At 61.1% G+C, this 15915-nt stretch carries 11 protein-coding genes and 1 other annotated feature; of the genes, 9 read left to right on the top strand and 2 right to left on the bottom strand.

The window, feature by feature from the left end; translation table 11 throughout:
- Nucleotides 1–21: 21 nt before the first annotated feature.
- Together ACW5XD_RS20080 and ACW5XD_RS20075 are read right to left on the bottom strand one after the other, a co-directional pair.
- Entirely contained in the window at nt 22–1932 is a 1911-nt protein-coding gene (locus ACW5XD_RS20080) for an ATP-dependent DNA helicase (RefSeq protein ID WP_456496399.1), read from the bottom strand.
- A gap of 67 nt (nt 1933–1999) precedes the next feature.
- Nucleotides 2000–2242 (bottom strand): hypothetical protein, encoded by a 243-nt coding sequence (locus ACW5XD_RS20075; RefSeq protein ID WP_043134867.1) that lies wholly within the window; start codon nt 2240–2242, stop codon nt 2000–2002.
- A 186-nt stretch (nt 2243–2428) separates the two neighbouring features.
- Nucleotides 2429–2557 (top strand) — a sequence feature (His leader region).
- 25 nt (nt 2558–2582) lie between these two features.
- On the opposite strand from ACW5XD_RS20075, the gene hisG reads away from it, so the two are divergent.
- The 9 genes from hisG to ACW5XD_RS20030 all read left to right on the top strand — a co-directional run bounded on the left by hisG (nt 2583) and on the right by ACW5XD_RS20030 (nt 15898).
- Complete coding sequence (gene hisG, locus ACW5XD_RS20070; protein WP_456496398.1) at nt 2583–3479, top strand: ATP phosphoribosyltransferase; 897 nt, start codon at nt 2583–2585, stop codon at nt 3477–3479.
- Nucleotides 3480–3491: 12 nt separating this feature from the next.
- A complete protein-coding gene (gene hisD, locus ACW5XD_RS20065; protein ID WP_456496397.1) occupies nt 3492–4817 on the top strand; it encodes a histidinol dehydrogenase in 1326 nt (441 codons plus the stop codon).
- Nucleotides 4814–5884 carry a histidinol-phosphate transaminase gene (gene hisC / locus ACW5XD_RS20060; protein ID WP_456496396.1) on the top strand — a complete coding sequence of 357 codons (1071 nt, stop codon included), beginning with the start codon at nt 4814–4816 and terminating at the stop codon, nt 5882–5884. The genes hisD and hisC overlap by 4 nt, the downstream gene beginning before the upstream one ends.
- A gap of 15 nt (nt 5885–5899) precedes the next feature.
- A complete protein-coding gene (gene hisB, locus ACW5XD_RS20055) occupies nt 5900–7051 on the top strand; it encodes a bifunctional histidinol-phosphatase/imidazoleglycerol-phosphate dehydratase HisB (RefSeq protein ID WP_456496395.1) in 1152 nt (383 codons plus the stop codon).
- An 85-nt stretch (nt 7052–7136) separates the two neighbouring features.
- A complete protein-coding gene (gene hisH, locus ACW5XD_RS20050; RefSeq protein WP_456496394.1) occupies nt 7137–7760 on the top strand; it encodes an imidazole glycerol phosphate synthase subunit HisH in 624 nt (207 codons plus the stop codon).
- Nucleotides 7761–7765: 5 nt separating this feature from the next.
- Entirely contained in the window at nt 7766–8512 is a 747-nt protein-coding gene (gene hisA, locus ACW5XD_RS20045) for a 1-(5-phosphoribosyl)-5-[(5-phosphoribosylamino)methylideneamino]imidazole-4-carboxamide isomerase (RefSeq protein WP_456496393.1), read from the top strand.
- A 153-nt stretch (nt 8513–8665) separates the two neighbouring features.
- Entirely contained in the window at nt 8666–9775 is a 1110-nt protein-coding gene (locus tag ACW5XD_RS20040) for a response regulator (RefSeq protein ID WP_456496392.1), read from the top strand.
- Entirely contained in the window at nt 9768–11927 is a 2160-nt protein-coding gene (locus ACW5XD_RS20035) for a PAS domain-containing protein (protein ID WP_456496391.1), read from the top strand. The genes ACW5XD_RS20040 and ACW5XD_RS20035 overlap by 8 nt, the downstream gene beginning before the upstream one ends.
- A complete protein-coding gene (locus ACW5XD_RS20030) occupies nt 11924–15898 on the top strand; it encodes a PAS domain S-box protein (protein ID WP_456496390.1) in 3975 nt (1324 codons plus the stop codon). Before ACW5XD_RS20035 ends, ACW5XD_RS20030 begins: the two co-directional genes overlap by 4 nt.
- Nucleotides 15899–15915: the final 17 nt, after the last annotated feature.

The raw sequence follows: 15915 nt of genomic DNA, 5'->3' as shown, positions 1-15915 counted from the left end.
AACAGCCCATCAGCAGCAAACTTATTCACCGCGATCGAAAAAGCTCCCCAGGTTAGCCAGTTCACGGGTGCGAGGAATGGCAGGCAGACTCTTGATAAAGGTGGCGCCGTAGGGTTTGTTGACCATGCGTGGATCACAGATGACCAGTACACCGTGATCACTGCGATCACGAATGAGCCGCCCCACCCCCTGTTTGAGCGCGATCACCGCCTTGGGCAACTGGAGCTCGGCGAAGGGATCGCCCCCCTTGAGCTTGCAATCATCGACTCGCGCCTTGAGCAGCGGGTCGTCGGGGCTGGCAAACGGCAGCTTGTCGATGATAACACACGACAACGCGGCCCCCCGCACGTCTATCCCCTCCCAGAAGCTGCTGGTCGCCACCAGCACGGCGCGGCCATTCTCCACGAACTCCTTGAGCAGCCGCTGCTTGTTGTCTTCCCCCTGCAGCAACACGGTGCGGCCTATTTCGCGGCGCAGCACCTCGGCCACCTGACGCATCACCTGATGGCTGGTACAGAGAAAGAAACAGCCCCCCGGCGTCTTGTTGATGAGGGGGATCATCAGCTGAGCCAGCTGCTCGCCCCGCCCGAAGGCGTTGGGCTCGGGCAGAAAACGGGGCACGCACAGCCGCGCCTGTTCGGCGTAATCAAACGGGCTGTCGAGGATGAGCTCGGCGCTGCCCGCGAGCCCGAGTTCAGCCACAAAGTGATCGAAGCGCATGTCCACTGTCAGGGTGGCGGAGGTGAAGATCCAGGCCACCTCGGGACGCAGCACCTCGGCGCCAAAACGCTCGGCCACCGACAGCGGGGTGATGTTGAGGGAGAAGTGCAGCCGCGAGCAGTCATACCAGTAGGAGAAACCGGTCTGGTTGATGGTCAACACCTCCCCAAGGCGGGTGCGCAGTTCGCAGATCCGTTCGAAGGCATGATCCAGCTGCTCACCACGCCCCAGCGCCAGTTTGAGCACCTCGTAACAGAGCCCGAGGGCATCGTTGAGCCGGGCCAGCGCCTGGGCCCAGAGCGGCTGGCGCAACATGTCGCGGGTATTGCCACGGCCGCCATCCACCCCGAAGGCGAGGCGCAAATCCTGGCTGGCGATGGAGAGCCGGTCCGCCGCCTTGCCAAGCTGCCCCATGTCGTGGGCCTCGGCACGATAGGCGAGCTGGATATCCTGTGCCAGATCCTGGATGGTGCGGCTGCCCACCGACTTGCCGAAGTAGTTGGTGGCGATCTCCGCCAACTGGTGCGCCTCGTCGAACACATAGACCTGGGCTTCGGGCACCAGCTCGCCAAATCCCGTGTCTTTCACCGCCATATCGGCGAAGAAGAGGTGATGATTGATCACCACCACCTGGGCATCCATGGCGCGGCGGCGGGCCACCACCAGATGGCAGTCGTCGTAATAGGGGCAGTCTCGGCCGAGGCAGTTGTCGTTGGTGCTGGTGACGTGGGCGAGGATCTCGGCGTTCTCCTGCAGACCCGGAATGTCACCCACATCGCCGTTGTCGGTGGCAGTGGACCAGGATTTGACCTTGACCAGATCGTTGAGGACTTCCGGCTTTTGCAGATGAGATTCGCTGAGCAGGCGATTCATGCGCTCTATGCACAGGTAGTTACTGCGCCCCTTGAGCAGGGCCACTGGCGGGGTGTAGGAGAGCGCCCCCGTGATGGTGGGCAGATCGCGATAGAAGAGCTGCTCCTGCAGGTTCTTGGAGCCGGTGCTGATCACCACCCGCTTGCCGGACTCCAGCGCCGGCACCAGATAGGCATAGGTCTTGCCGGTGCCCGTGCCCGCCTCCACCAGCAGACGGCCACCAGTTTTGATGGCACGGGAGACCGCTTCGGCCATGGCCAGTTGCGGGGCGCGGGCAACAAAGCCGTCGATGTGGCTGGCCAGAGGGCCGTCTGGCTTGAACAGGGTCTGGATGGTCAAAAGGGCGTCCCGCAGCAAAAGCGGGCATTATGCCAAAAATGCGGTGAAAGCGGGACTGATAATGCGTTCAGACGAAGAGATCGATCTGGTGCTCGGGATCCGGCTTGTGATCGTCCTCTTCAGGCTTTGGCTGATCACGCTTGGCAGAGGGATAGGCCTGCTGGCGCTGCTGGGACTCGCCGTTGTCGGTGCTGGTCTTGCGCAGCTGGTGCTTCTGGCTGATCTGGGTCACTTCCCGCTTGATGTCGTCAGGACTCGGGGTCGCTGGCGCCCGCGGCAAAATGGGGAACAACAAGTCCTGGCTGGGCATGATCTCGCCTCCTCTGGGGCATCTTGTCTAGTTATCGACCAAGAAATCGTTTTCTCAACTTTAATCGATGGAATCACATTTTCGAGTTGCTTTTTCCGTCAAGGCAGGTAGTTTAAATCGGGCGTCAACTACGACATCTTATTTGTAAAGGATTAGTTACATGAAGTTCACCCTGCTGAAGACTCATCACCACCATCATCATCCCGACTAGTCTTTCAGGAGGTTGACTGCTGGAAGACACTTAACTGGTGACTTCCAAAAGGACCGCAAGATTCATAAACCCTCGGAAGCACATACTTCCGAGGGTTTTTTCGTTTTTGACTAGAAGGAAATCGAGCAAATGGAAACACAACGTCTGCGTATCGCCATGCAAAAGTCCGGTCGTCTGAGCCAGGACTCCCAAGCCCTGTTCAAGAGCTGCGGCCTCAAGATCAACCTGCGCGAGCAGCGCCTTATCGCCCATGTCGAGAACATGCCCATCGACATACTGCGGGTGCGTGATGACGACATCCCCGGTCTGGTGATGGAAGGGGTGGTCGACCTTGGCATCATAGGTGAGAACGTGCTGGAAGAGGCGCAGCTCATTCGTGCCTCCCAGGGGCTGCCGGCGGAAGTGAAAACCCTCAAGCAGCTGGATTTCGGGGGCTGCCGCCTGTCGCTGGCAGTGCCGGACGATGTGGCCTATACAGGGCCAGAAAGCCTGGCAGGCAAGCGCATCGCCACCTCCTACCCGGGTCTGCTCAAGCGTTTCTTTGACGAAAAAGGGCTCGCGTTCAAGAGCGTGATGCTGGGCGGCTCGGTGGAAGTCGCGCCGCGTGCGGGGCTGGCCGATGCCATCTGCGATCTGGTCTCTACCGGCGCCACCTTGGAGGCTAACGGCCTCAAAGAGGTGGAGGTGATCTACCGTTCCAAGGCGGTGCTGGTGCAGGCCCCCAACCCCTTGAATGAGGCCAAGCAGAAGCTCATCGACAAGCTGCTGCCGCGCATCCAGGGGATGCAGCAAGCCCGCGAGAGCAAGTACATTATGCTGCACGCCCCCAAAGACAAGCTCGATGCCATCACGGATCTGCTGCCCGGCGCCGAGCGCCCCACTATCATGCAGCTGGCCGGTGACACCAATCAGGTGGCGTTGCACGTGGTATCCAGCGAGACCCTGTTCTGGGAAACCATGGAGCAGCTCAAGGCGCTCGGTGCCAGCTCCATCCTGGTGCTGCCCATCGAAAAAATGATGGAATAAGGAAGGGACACCATGCAGACCCTGATCTGGAAGACCCTCTCCCCCGCCCAGCAAACCGACGTGCTGACCCGGCCCGCCCTCAATGACGAGGCCGACATAGGCGCCGTGGTCAAGGAGATCATCGCAGCGGTACGCAGCCGGGGCGACGAGGCCCTGCGCGAGCTCGGCCTGCGCTTCGAGCGCGCCCCCCGTGAACAGTTGCGGGTCAGCGAGGCCGAAATCGAGGCCGCCTGCGCCCGGCTTGACGACGACATCAAGAGTGCCATCGAGGCCGCGATTGCCAATATTCGCACCTTCCATGCCGCCCAGATGCAGCCGGTGGTGCGGGTCGAGACCCAGCCCGGCGTGGTGTGCGAGCTACGCACCCAGCCCATCAGCCGGGTCGGCCTCTATGTGCCGGGGGGCAGCGCACCGCTCCCCTCCACCGTCATGATGCTGGCCATTCCGGCACGCCTGGCCGGTTGCCGTGAGGTGGTGCTCTGCACCCCCTCTCCCGCCAGCGACGAGATACTGTTTGCCGCCCGCGCCTGCAGCGTCGAGAAGGTGTTCGCCATCGGCGGCGCCCAGGCCATCGCCGCCATGGCCTACGGCAGCGAGAGCATCCCCAAGGTGGACAAGATCTTCGGCCCGGGCAACGCCTACGTGACCGAGGCCAAGGGCCAGGTCTCCCGCGACTGGCGCGGCGCCGCCATCGACATGCCGGCCGGCCCCTCCGAGGTGCTGGTGATTGCCGACGAGAGCGCCAACCCCGCCTTCGTGGCAGCGGACTTGCTTTCCCAGGCCGAGCACGGCCCCGACAGTCAGGTGGTGCTGGTCACCACCTCACCCCTGCTGGCCGATGCCATTGCTGGCGAGATCAAGGGCCAGCTGGCCCGGCTCCGCCGCCGCGAGATCGCAGCCAAGGCGCTGGGTGCCAGCCTGGTGATCCTCTGCGATGACCTGGATGAGGCGTGCGTCATCTCCAACGCCTATGCCCCCGAGCACCTGATAGTGCAAACCAGAGCGCCGCGGGAACTGCTCGACAAGCTGGAGAACGCTGGCTCCATCTTCCTGGGAGCATGGACGCCCGAGTCGGTCGGCGATTATGCCAGCGGCACCAATCACACCCTGCCCACCTACGGCTATGCCCGCACCTGCTCAAGCCTGGGGCTGGCCGATTACCAGCGCCGTTACACTGTGCAGGAGCTGAGCACCGAAGGTATTCGCGGCCTTGGCCCCATCGTCGAGCGCATCGCCCAGGCCGAAGGACTTGATGGTCACAAGCATGCCGTCACCCTCAGGTTGAACGCCCTGGCCGCCGAGCCTCAACAAACAGCACAGCAGAAGGATTTGTCATGAGCATCGCCAATCTGGCTCGCCGCGTGGTGCGGGCCCTCACCCCTTACCAATCCGCCCGCCGCATCGGCGGCAAGGGCCACATCTGGCTCAATGCCAACGAAGCGCCGCAGGCCTACCCCTTCACCATCGAGGGGAGTCGCCTCAACCGCTACCCCGAGCCCCAACCGATCGAAGTGGTCAACGGCTACGCCGGCTATGCGGCTGTTAGCCCAAGCCAGGTATTGGTGAGCCGTGGTGCCGACGAAGCCATCGAACTGCTTGTTCGCACCTTCTGCGAAGCGGGTGAAGATCAGATCCTGATCTGCCCGCCCACCTACGGCATGTACGCCATCAGCGCCGAGACCTGCGGTGTCGGTATCGTCGAACAGCCGCTCACCACCAGCCGCCAGCCTGACTGGCCCGCCATTGTCGATCGTCTTTCCGACGTGAAGCTGGTGTTTCTCTGCTCCCCCAACAACCCCACCGGGGATCTGGTGGGCCGCGATGGGCTTATCGCGCTACTGGAGAAAGCCCGGGATCGCGCCATCGTGGTGGTGGACGAGGCCTATATCGAATTCTGCCCCGAGGCGTCCGTGGTGGACCTGCTGGCCCGCTTCCCCAATCTGGTGGTGACGCGCACCCTCTCCAAGGCCTTTGCCCTGGCCGGGATCCGCTGCGGCTTTACGCTGGCGAGCCCCGAGGTGATCGCCATGCTGGCCAAGGTGATCGCCCCCTATCCCATCCCCGAGCCCATCGCCCAGATCGCGGCGCAGGCCCTCTCCCCCATGGGGCTGGAGCTGATGCAAGAGCGGGTGGTGGAGCTCAACAAACAAAAAGCCGCCTTCAAGGCAGAGTTGGCAAAGTTGGCCTGCGTCAAAGAGGTGTTCGAGGACAAGGGCAACTTCGCGTTGGTGCGCTTTGTGGATGGCGCCACCGTCTTTGCCGCCATGAAGGCTGCCGGCATCATCCTGCGAGATTTCTCCAGCAAGCCCGGCCTTGATAACAGCATTCGCGTCACCATCGGCTATCAGGGCGAGATGGATGCCGTGCTGGCCGTATTGCGTGATCTGCCCTCTCCCTCTTTCTAAAACAAGGATGTAGCGATGAAGACCCCGTTTTTGTTTATCGACCGCGACGGCACCCTGATTGAAGAGCCGGTGACCGACAAGCAGGTGGACAGCCTCGCCAAGCTGCGCTTCGAGCCCATGGTGATCCCGGTGCTGCGCGAGCTGCAGGCCGCCGGCTACGTGTTGGTGATGGTGACCAACCAGGATGGGCTGGGTACTACCAGCCTGCCGCTGGAGAACTTCCAGCCCCCCCACGACCTGATGATGCACCTGTTTGAATCGCAAGGGGTCCACTGGGAACAGGTGCTGATCTGCCCCCACTTCCCCACCGACGGCTGCAGCTGCCGCAAGCCCCACCTCGGGCTGGTGAAGGAGTATCTCGCCTCGGGTCGCATCGACTTTGCCAACTCCTTCGTGATTGGTGACAGACAAACCGACTTGCAGCTCGCCGACAACATGGGCATTGGCGGTATTCGCTATCAGCCGCAGGATCACGACTGGCCCGCCATCCGTGATCAGCTGCTGTCCAAGGGGCGCGTAGCCGAGGTGGAGCGTTACACCAAGGAAACCCGCATTCAGGTAGCGGTGGACTTGGATAAGAGCGGCGGCAACCAGATCGCCACCGGCATCGGCTTCTTTGATCACATGCTGGATCAGATAGCAACCCACGCAGGTTTCAGGCTCAAGCTCAAAGTGAGCGGCGATCTGCACATCGACGATCACCACACGGTGGAAGACGTCGGGCTGGCGCTGGGTCAGGCGCTGCGCCAGGCGCTGGGCAACAAGCGCGGCATCGGTCGCTTCGGCTTCGTGCTGGCGATGGACGAGGTGCAGGCGGTGATCGACGGTCGCCCCCGCCTGGTTGAAGGTGCGAATGACAGTGCCCAGCCCCCCTCGCTGACCGAGCTGGACGTGGCCACGGCGCTCGATTTGAGCGGTCGCCCCTACTTCGTGTTCGACTGCCCGAGCGGCTTTGGCCGAGACAGCGTGGGCGAGATGGCCACCGAGATGGTGCCCCACTTCTTCCGCTCCTTGTCGGACGCCATGGCCATCACCCTGCAGATGAAGGTCGGCAGCGGCAACACCCACCATCAGGTGGAGGCGCTGTTCAAGGGCTTAGGCCGCGCCCTGCGTCAGGCCATCCGGGTGGAAGGGAGCGAGCTCCCCTCCAGCAAGGGAGTGTTGTGATGGATGTGAGCAGACAGACGCTCGTTATTATCGACACCGCATTGATGGTGCGGATCTCGCCAATCGACATGGGTAGGGGCACACGATGAACAATCAAAAACTGGTCATCATCGACACCGGCTGCGCCAATCTGGCCTCGGTCAGGATGGCGTTCGAGCGCCTCGGTGTGCAGCCGCTGGTCTCCAGCCAGGCCGCCGATATCGAGAACGCAGACAAGCTGATCCTGCCCGGCGTCGGCACAGCCGTGGCCGCCATGAAGAATCTCAACGAGCGTAATCTGGTGCCCCTTATTCGCGCCGCCAAACAGCCGCTGCTGGGCTTTTGCCTCGGCATGCAGATGCTGGCGGAGGCCTCCGAAGAGAGCATGGGCACGGATGGCTCGTCAGAGACGCTTATCGACTGCCTCGGCATAGTGCCGGGCAAGATCAGGCTGATGGAGGTGGGCAAGCTGCGCCTGCCCCACATGGGCTGGAACCAGATAGAACACGACGAAACGCACCCGCTGCTGATCGGTATCCCGAGCGGCAGCTACTTCTACTTCGTTCACTCCTATGCGCTGGAGGTAACCGACGCGACGTTGGCGACCTGCGACTACGGCACGCCGTTTACCGCCATCGTGGGTCGGGACAATTTCTTCGGCGCCCAATTCCACCCGGAGCGCTCAGGCAGCGCCGGTGCCCGTTTACTGAAAAACTTTCTGGAGCTATGACTGGCATGATCATTCCCGCAATCGACCTCATCAAGGGTCAGGTGGTTCGTCTCTATCAAGGGGACTATGGCCAGAAGACCGCCTACAGCGACAGCCCGCAGGCCCGCTTTGACGAATATGTCTCCCAGGGGGCGGTGCAACTGCACCTGGTGGATCTGGACGGTGCCAAAGAGACACAAGCCCGCCAACTCCCCCTGCTGACCCAGCTGCTGTCGGCTACCGAGGCACCGGTGCAGGTGGGCGGCGGGGTGCGCACCGAACAGGATGTGGCGGATCTGCTGGCCGCCGGGGCCAGCCGGGTGGTGATCGGCTCCACTGCCGTCAAATCCCCGGATCTGGTGGCAAGCTGGATGGAAAAATACGGTCCCGAGCAGATAGTGCTGGCGCTGGACGTCAATATCGATGCGCAAGGCAATCGCCATATAGCCGTGGCTGGCTGGCAGGAGAACAGCGGCGTGACCATAGAAGCGCTGATTGAGCGTTTTCTGCCGGTCGGTCTCAAGCATGTGCTCTGCACCGACATCAGCCGCGACGGCACCCTCTCGGGCACCAACGTCGAGCTCTATCGGGATCTCTGCGCCCGTTACCCGAGCGTGGCCTTCCAGGCCTCCGGCGGGATTGGCGGGATCCAGGACATAGAGGCGCTCAAGGGCTCCGGGGTCAAGGGGATCATCCTCGGCCGCGCGCTGCTGGAGGGCAAGTTTTCCGTGGGTGACGCCATCACCTGCTGGGCCAACGGCACGCCAGATTGACGGCTTGAGCACCCGCCGTGACATGAGAGCCTGCCTGGTCACAGGGGTCGGGCAGGGATCTCTCCAACCAGAGATAAGTCGGGGTAAGTCCTTATTACTTGGTAACAATTGACTCTATACTCGAACTCATTGAGACAACGTCACGGAGGACTTATGTTCACATCTCACGCCGCCACCATATTGATTGTCGATGACTCGCCCGAGAATCTGATGGTGCTGACTGACCTGCTCTCACCCACCTATCGGGTGCTGGCAGCCCAGAGCGGGGAGAAGTGCCTGCGGATCGCCACTGGCAAGACAACGCCGGATCTCATTCTGCTGGATGTGATGATGCCGGGCATGGATGGCTATGAGGTGCTCAAGCAGTTGCGCATCACCCCCGAGACCAGCCGTATTCCCGTGGTACTGCTCACCGCCCTCGCCGATCCCCAGAGTGAAGAGTACGGATTGTCACTCGGGGCGGCCGATTACATCACCAAGCCCATCAAACCGGCCATCGTTCAGGCTCGGGTACGCACCCAGCTGGAGGCCAAGCAGGCCCGTGACGGCTTGCAGAGCCAGAACACGGCGCTGGAGGCGGAGGTGGCGCGCCGGATGGCAGAAAATGATCTGACCCAACAGGTCTCCATTCGGGCTCTCGCCCATCTGGCTGAGATCCGCGACCCCGAAACCGGCAACCACATCTTGCGCACCCAGGGTTACGTGCGACAACTGGCCAGCGCCCTTGCCACTCATCCCCGCTTCGTCGAGACCCTGACCCCTCGCTACATAGACCTGCTTAGCCGCTCGGCCCCCCTGCATGACATCGGCAAGGTGGGTATTCCCGATCACATCCTGCTCAAACCGGCCAAGTTGACGGTAGATGAATGGGCGACCATGCGTACCCATGCCAAACTCGGCAGCGATGCCATCGAGGAGGCTGAACGGGATATCGAGCAGCCGCTCGCCTTCCTCACCTTGGCCAAGGAGATCGCCCACTGGCACCACGAGAAGTGGGACGGTAGCGGTTACCCCGACGGCTTGCACGGCGATGATATTCCCCTGTCGGCCCGGCTGATGGCCCTGGCCGACGTGTTCGATGCCCTCATCAACGCTCGCGTTTACAAGACCGCCATGCCCTACGAGGAGGCTAGAACCCTGATCCTGAGCGGCAGCGGCCAACATTTCGATCCGGATGTAGTGGCCGCATTTGACGGCCATTTCGAACAGTTCGTCGCCATCGCCGAACGTTACAAGGATGACGGTGAGGCGCAACATGGCTGATCAGCCCCCGCTGACTCGGGTTCATATCCTCAACGTCGTGCTGACTTATGCTGCGGTGGCAAGTTTATGGATCCTGCTCTCCGACAAGGCGGTGGAGTGGTTGTTCAGCACCCCGGCCCAGTTTGCCCTGGCCAGCACCATCAAGGGGTGGCTGTTTATCCTCATCACGGCGCTCATGCTCTATGCCATGTTGCGTCGTCGTATCGACATGCCTGTGGCCACCAAGCTTCCCTCTCACCGCCAACGGTTGCCCTTTATCCTGCTCAATACGCTGATCCTGGCGCTCACCAGCATGGCCATCGCCCAAAATATCGGGCTCACACAGGACAAAGAGGTCGCACGGATCGAAGCCATCGCCGACCTCAAGAGCAAACAGATCACCGAATGGCTCAACGCCCGTGAACATGATGCCCGCCTGCTGCAGGAAAGTCCGCTCTACGCCAACCTCTATCGTCAGGGGCAAGCCACGCACGAAAGCGAAGCACACGAACCACTGATGACCCGGCTGGCCGAGTTCATCTCCATCAGGGGGTTCAGCGCAGCGACCGTGTTCAGCCCAACTGGCACCGTCTTATGGCAGACTCCCGGCGCCAGCGGTCTGAGCCCCCCTTTGCGCGATGCCTTTGCTCAAGTGGAAGCAGGCAACGTGATGCGAGTGGGCCCCTACCTTGATGAGCAAGGTCAACCCAGGCTTGATTTTATTGCTCCGCTGTCCATGCCGGAGGGTCCCTCTCCCTTCATTGTGCTGCAGATCAGCGCCAGCGACTGGCTCAACCATATTCTCAAACAGTGGCCCATTCCGGACAGCAGTGGCGAAGCGCTGCTGTTTCGCCGCAATGGTGAACAAATCCAGTTTCTCAACGACGTGCGCTATCGCCCCGACTCTGCCCTTACTCTGCAGCTCCCTATTCACAGCAAGGACTTGCTGGCAGCCCAATTTATTAACGGCGGTGCCAAGGAGGGGCTGAGGCAGGTCTTCTTTGGTAAAGATTACCGAGGGGTCGAGGTCTTTGGCATCATCAACTCGGTTGTGGGAACTGACTGGTATCTGACGGCCAAGATAGACAAGGCGGAGCTCAACCATGCCGCTTTCAAGGAGAGCGTCTGGATCGGTCTCATCGGTTTGTTGGTGCTGTTCATTGCCAACGCTGGCGCCATCTTGCTGCGCCAGCATACCCAGCTCTATATGGCCGAGCAGATCCGCCAATCCCAGGCGGGACGTCTGCAAGCATTGCAACTGCTCTCCGCCATTGCCGACAGCTCGGAAGACGCCATCTTCGCCAAAGACAAGGAAGGCAAATACATCCTCTTCAACCGTGCCGCCAGCCAGTTCGTCGGCAAGACGGCAGCCGACATGCTGGGTCAGGATGACATGGCCATCTTTCCGCCAGATCAAGCCCGGATGTTGATGGATCTGGGTCAGCAGGTCATCGCCAGTAACAAGGTACAAACACAGGAGGAGTACCTCACCCTGCCCAGTGGCGATCGGGTATTCCTCGCCACCAAGGGGCCGCTGCAAGACAACGAAGGCCAGGTGATAGGCATCTTTGGCATCTCCCGCGACATCACGGATTTCAAACGGGCCGAAGCGGGCCTCAAGGAACGGGAAGGACTGTTTCGCGCCCTGGTGGAGCAATCCCTCGCAGGCATCTACATCATCCAGCAGGGCCAGCTCTGTTATATCAACCCGGGCTTTGCCCGTCTGTTTGGCTACGGCTCGACCAGCACCCTGCTGAAAGTAGGTACCCTGCCCGCACTCGCCAGCCCCAAAGACCATGCCAGGGTGGCGGAGCAATTGCAGCGCTGCGAGCAGGAAGATGCCGAGATCCATACTCGCTTCACCGCCCTGCGCCACGATCATCAGAACATAGAGGTGGAGGTGTATGGGCGACGCGTCGATTATCGTGGTCATCCTGCGGTACTGGGTCTGTTGCTGGATGTCACCGAGCGGGAGCAGGTCGAGCAGGCACTGACTCGCCAGGCCACTGAACTGCGCCAGCAGAACAACGAGCTGGAACGTTTCAACAAGGTGATGGTGGACCGGGAGCTGGCCATGCTGACCCTAAAACACCAGATCAATGAGCTGTCCATCCAGCTTGGGCAACAACCGCCCTACCCTCAAGCCCCCACACCGCCGGAGGAGTCACTATGACGAGTGGGTCTCAGCTGTGGCATATCCATCAACCCCGACAACGGTGGGGAGTCTGCTTGCTGGCCATTCTGCTGCCCATTCTCATGTTGCAGATCCGGGTTCAGTTGCCCATCGCCTTTGGTGAACGCCCGCTGCTGGTGCTGTTCATGCTGCCCATCATCATCTGTGCCCTGCTTGGCGGTCTGTTGCCGGGTCTGCTCAGCACCCTGGTCAGTGCTCTGGTGACCACCTATTTCATGTTGCCCCCGTTTCATGCGCTGACCATTAACGCCGGCCAGGATCTGGTTCAGTGGGGGATCCTGATCGCCAACGGTGTTCTCATCAGCCTGCTCAGCGCCGCCGTGCACCGCTCACGGGCGCGGGAGACCCAGCGCTGGCAGGAGTTGATGAGCATCCAGTCCCGCCTGCAACAAAGTGAAACCCGCTTCCAGGCCACCTTCGAGCAGGCGGCGGTGGGCATAGCGCTGGTCTCCCCCGATGGCAACTGGTTGCGAGTCAACCAGCGCCTGTGCGACATGGTGGGTTATCAAGCCGATGAACTGATGGGCATGACCTTCCAGCAGATCACTCACCCGGACGATCTCTTCATCGATCAGACCTATGTGACCCAGATGCTGGCGGGCGAGCGGCCTCACTACACCCTGGAGAAACGCTATCTTCGCAAGGGGGGCGAGGAGCTCTGGATCACCCTCACGGTGGCGCTGGTCAGGGACCTGAAGGGAGAACCCGACTACTTCATCTCGATCATCGAGGATCACCAGCAGCGTAAGGAGACCGAAGAGGCGCTGCGCCGCAACGAGGGGATCCTGCGTGAATCCCAGCATCTGGCCAAGATCGGCAACTGGCGCTGGCACATTGCCGACAACAGCCACTTCTGGTCACCAGAGATCTACCGCATCTATGGTCGTGACCAGACCCTGCCACCCGCCGTCTATCCCGAGGTGAGAAAGTACTTCACCCAGGAGGGGTGGCGCGCCATCGCCCAGTCCGTCGAACGCTGTTTGCAGGATGGTCTGCCCTACGAATGCGATGCCGAGGTGATCCACGAGCAAGGGAATCCCATCTGGGTTATCGCACGAGGCGCCGCCCTGCGCGGCAACGATGGTGCTATCGTCGAGCTGTATGGCACTGTGCAGGACATCACCGAACGCAAGCTGGCCGAGCAGCAGCTGTTACATAATCAGCAAGTGGCGCTCGATACCCAGCGCAGGGCCAGACTGGCGGCACTGAATCTGATGGACGATGCCATCAGCGCCCGTATCCGTGCCGAAACCACCAGCACAGCCCTGCGTGAAAGCGAGCAGCGACTGCTGATGGCTCAGGAAGGTGCTCATGTCGGTATCTGGGAATGGCACATCCCCAGTGGCCGCCTCTTCTTCTCGCCGGAGTGTGCTCGCCTTTATGGTCGCACCGCCGAACAACTCAGTGAATTTCACGCCTGGCAAAGCTGTCTGCACCCGGACGACAAACCCCGCATCGACAAGCTGATGGCCGAACTGCCCGCCACCGGCAAACCCATCGAGATTGAATTTCGCATCCTGTTGCCCAGCGAAGAAGTACGCTGGCTGAGCAGCAAGGGCAGCGTCTATCGGGATGCCCAGCAGCGCCCGATGCGCCTGCTCGGCATCCATCTGGACATCACCGAGCGCAAGCAGGCTGAGCAACAATTGCGCCAGCTATCACTGGCGCTGGAGCAGAGCCCGGACGGGGTTTTCATCACGGATACCCAAGCGCGCATCGAGTATGTCAACGTCGCCTTCCTGGCCGCCAGTGGATTCCAGCAGAGCGAGGTGATCGGCCAGACGCCGTCCCTGCTGCGCTCAGGGCTCACCCCCAAGGCCACCTACATTGCACTGTGGGATGCCATCAAGCAGGGCCAACGCTGGCATGGGGAGTTCATCAACCGGCGCAAGGATGGATCGCATTATCAGGTGCTCGCCACCGTTTCCCCCATTAGGCAAGAGAATGGAGTGGTAACCCACTATGTGACAGTGCAGGCGGACATCACCGAGAAGAAACAGCTCGGGGAGGAGCTGGATCAATACCGCTATCATCTGGAGGAGATGGTCAACGAACGCACCCTGCAGCTGGCTCAGGCCCATCAACGGGCGGAGAGCGCCAACCGTGCCAAGAGTGCCTTCCTGGCCAACATGAGCCACGAAATCCGTACTCCCATGAACGCCATCCTGGGACTGACCTACCTGCTCAAGCGCGACACGCCGGACCACACCCAGCATGATCGCCTGGAGAAGATAGACAACGCCGCCCAGCATCTGCTCACCATCATCAACGACATCCTGGATCTCTCCAAGATCGATGCAGGCAAAATGGCGCTGGAACAGAGCGACTTCTCCCTCACCGCCATGCTGGACAACATCAGTGCCCTGATGAGCGAACAGGCACGCGCCAAGGGACTCACCATCATAGTCGACATCGGAGATACCCCAGCCTGGGTCCATGGCGATATCACTCGTCTGCGTCAGGCGCTGCTCAACTACGCAGCCAACGCCATCAAGTTCACCGAGCAGGGCTCGGTCACCATGCGAGTAAGGGTGGAGCGTTCGCTCGCCACGGACTACCTGCTGCGCTTCGAGGTGGAAGATACCGGTATCGGTATCAGCCCGGAGCAGAGCGAGAAACTGTTCCAGGCATTCGAGCAGGCGGACGTCTCCACCACCCGCAAATACGGGGGTACCGGCCTCGGTCTGGCGATCACCAGTCGGCTCGCCACTCTGATGGGGGGGGAGGTCGGCGTCACCAGCACTCTCGGCAAGGGTAGCTGCTTCTGGTTTACCGCCCAGCTTGCTGCGGGCAAGGGTGAACCGCAGCAAGCCGCCCAGCTCGAACAGACGGTGCAACAGACACTCTTTTTCTCCAACCATGCCCGCGTGCTGCTGGTAGAGGACAATGCCATCAACCGCGAGGTGGTGCTTGAGCTGCTCAACAACAGTGGCCTCGTCATCGAAACCGCCGTCAATGGCCAGGAAGCGCTGGATCATATTGGCCAACATGCCTTCGATCTGATCCTGATGGACATACAGATGCCACTGATGGATGGCTACAGTGCCACCCGCGCCATCCGCGCCCTGCCTGGCTGGGAACAGGTCCCCATTCTGGCGCTGACCGCCAGTGCATTTGAAGAAGACAGAAAAGCCTGTGAGGCGGCGGGCATGAACGACTTCATTGCCAAACCCGTTACCCCCGCCAAGCTGTTTGAGGCGCTGCATTTGTGGTTGCCCAACAGCGCAGCTACAGAGCCCAGATATCAGCGCCGAGCAAGTGACACCTTGATAGCACCGCTCGCCCGACTGCAGTCCTTCCCCGGACTGGACCTGCAACAGGGGCTGGCGGCACTGCAGGGCAATCAGGTGAAATACACGGCCTTGTTGCGCCATTTCGCCAGCGAACACAGGCAGGACATGCAGTTGCTGGAAAGCTACCTGCAAGCGGGCGACCAGCCTGCCGCCACGCGTTTGGCTCATGGCTTGCGCGGGGTGGCCAGTACGCTTGGATTGGTAACGCTGGCCGAACAAAGCCTGCGACTGGAACAGGAGCTTGCGCGCAATACCAGCGGTGATCTGACGGAACAGATGACGAGCATTGTGAGCGAGTTTGAACAGCTGCTCGTACAACTTGGTACAGAAGAGTCGGTCCACACAGCCATCACTTCGCCCCTCAGCAGCCATTGGCAGCAACAGCTGCTGCGCCAGATGGAGGAGCTGCTGGTGCAAAGTGATACCGCCGTGATACCGCTGTTCGAGCAATATTCGGCCCCCTTGCTGCTTACTCTGGGAGCACCAGGCGAAACCTTGGCGCGGCAATTGAAAGTGTTCGACTTTGATGGTGCCCTGCTCACCCTTCGTGAGCTGCTGGCAGCTGATGGCTCTCAGCTAGGCTTGAGCGGCCAGGCGCCTGCTGGCGCCAGTCGGCATCAGGGGCCGACCAAGCTGGATAAAGGGTTGAATCACTGAATAAAGTCGTGCATATA

It is taken from the genome of Aeromonas enterica (assembly GCF_054052465.1).
The sequence above is the reverse complement of the archived record's forward strand: the minus strand, read 5'-3'. Positions and strand labels throughout refer to the sequence as shown.

Excerpts from the sequence above, each read along its gene's own strand:
- hisC (WP_456496396.1), top strand. The coding sequence starts at position 4,814 with ATGAGCATCGCCAATCTGGCTCGCCGCGTGGTGCGGGCCCTCACCCCT.
- hisG (WP_456496398.1), top strand. The coding sequence starts at position 2,583 with ATGGAAACACAACGTCTGCGTATCGCCATGCAAAAGTCCGGTCGTCTG.
- hisA (WP_456496393.1), top strand. The coding sequence starts at position 7,766 with ATGATCATTCCCGCAATCGACCTCATCAAGGGTCAGGTGGTTCGTCTC.
- hisH (WP_456496394.1), top strand. The coding sequence starts at position 7,137 with ATGAACAATCAAAAACTGGTCATCATCGACACCGGCTGCGCCAATCTG.
- ACW5XD_RS20035 (WP_456496391.1), top strand. The coding sequence starts at position 9,768 with ATGGCTGATCAGCCCCCGCTGACTCGGGTTCATATCCTCAACGTCGTG.
- ACW5XD_RS20075 (WP_043134867.1), bottom strand. The coding sequence starts at position 2,242 with ATGCCCAGCCAGGACTTGTTGTTCCCCATTTTGCCGCGGGCGCCAGCG.
- hisB (WP_456496395.1), top strand. The coding sequence starts at position 5,900 with ATGAAGACCCCGTTTTTGTTTATCGACCGCGACGGCACCCTGATTGAA.
- ACW5XD_RS20030 (WP_456496390.1), top strand. The coding sequence starts at position 11,924 with ATGACGAGTGGGTCTCAGCTGTGGCATATCCATCAACCCCGACAACGG.
- hisD (WP_456496397.1), top strand. The coding sequence starts at position 3,492 with ATGCAGACCCTGATCTGGAAGACCCTCTCCCCCGCCCAGCAAACCGAC.
- ACW5XD_RS20040 (WP_456496392.1), top strand. The coding sequence starts at position 8,666 with ATGTTCACATCTCACGCCGCCACCATATTGATTGTCGATGACTCGCCC.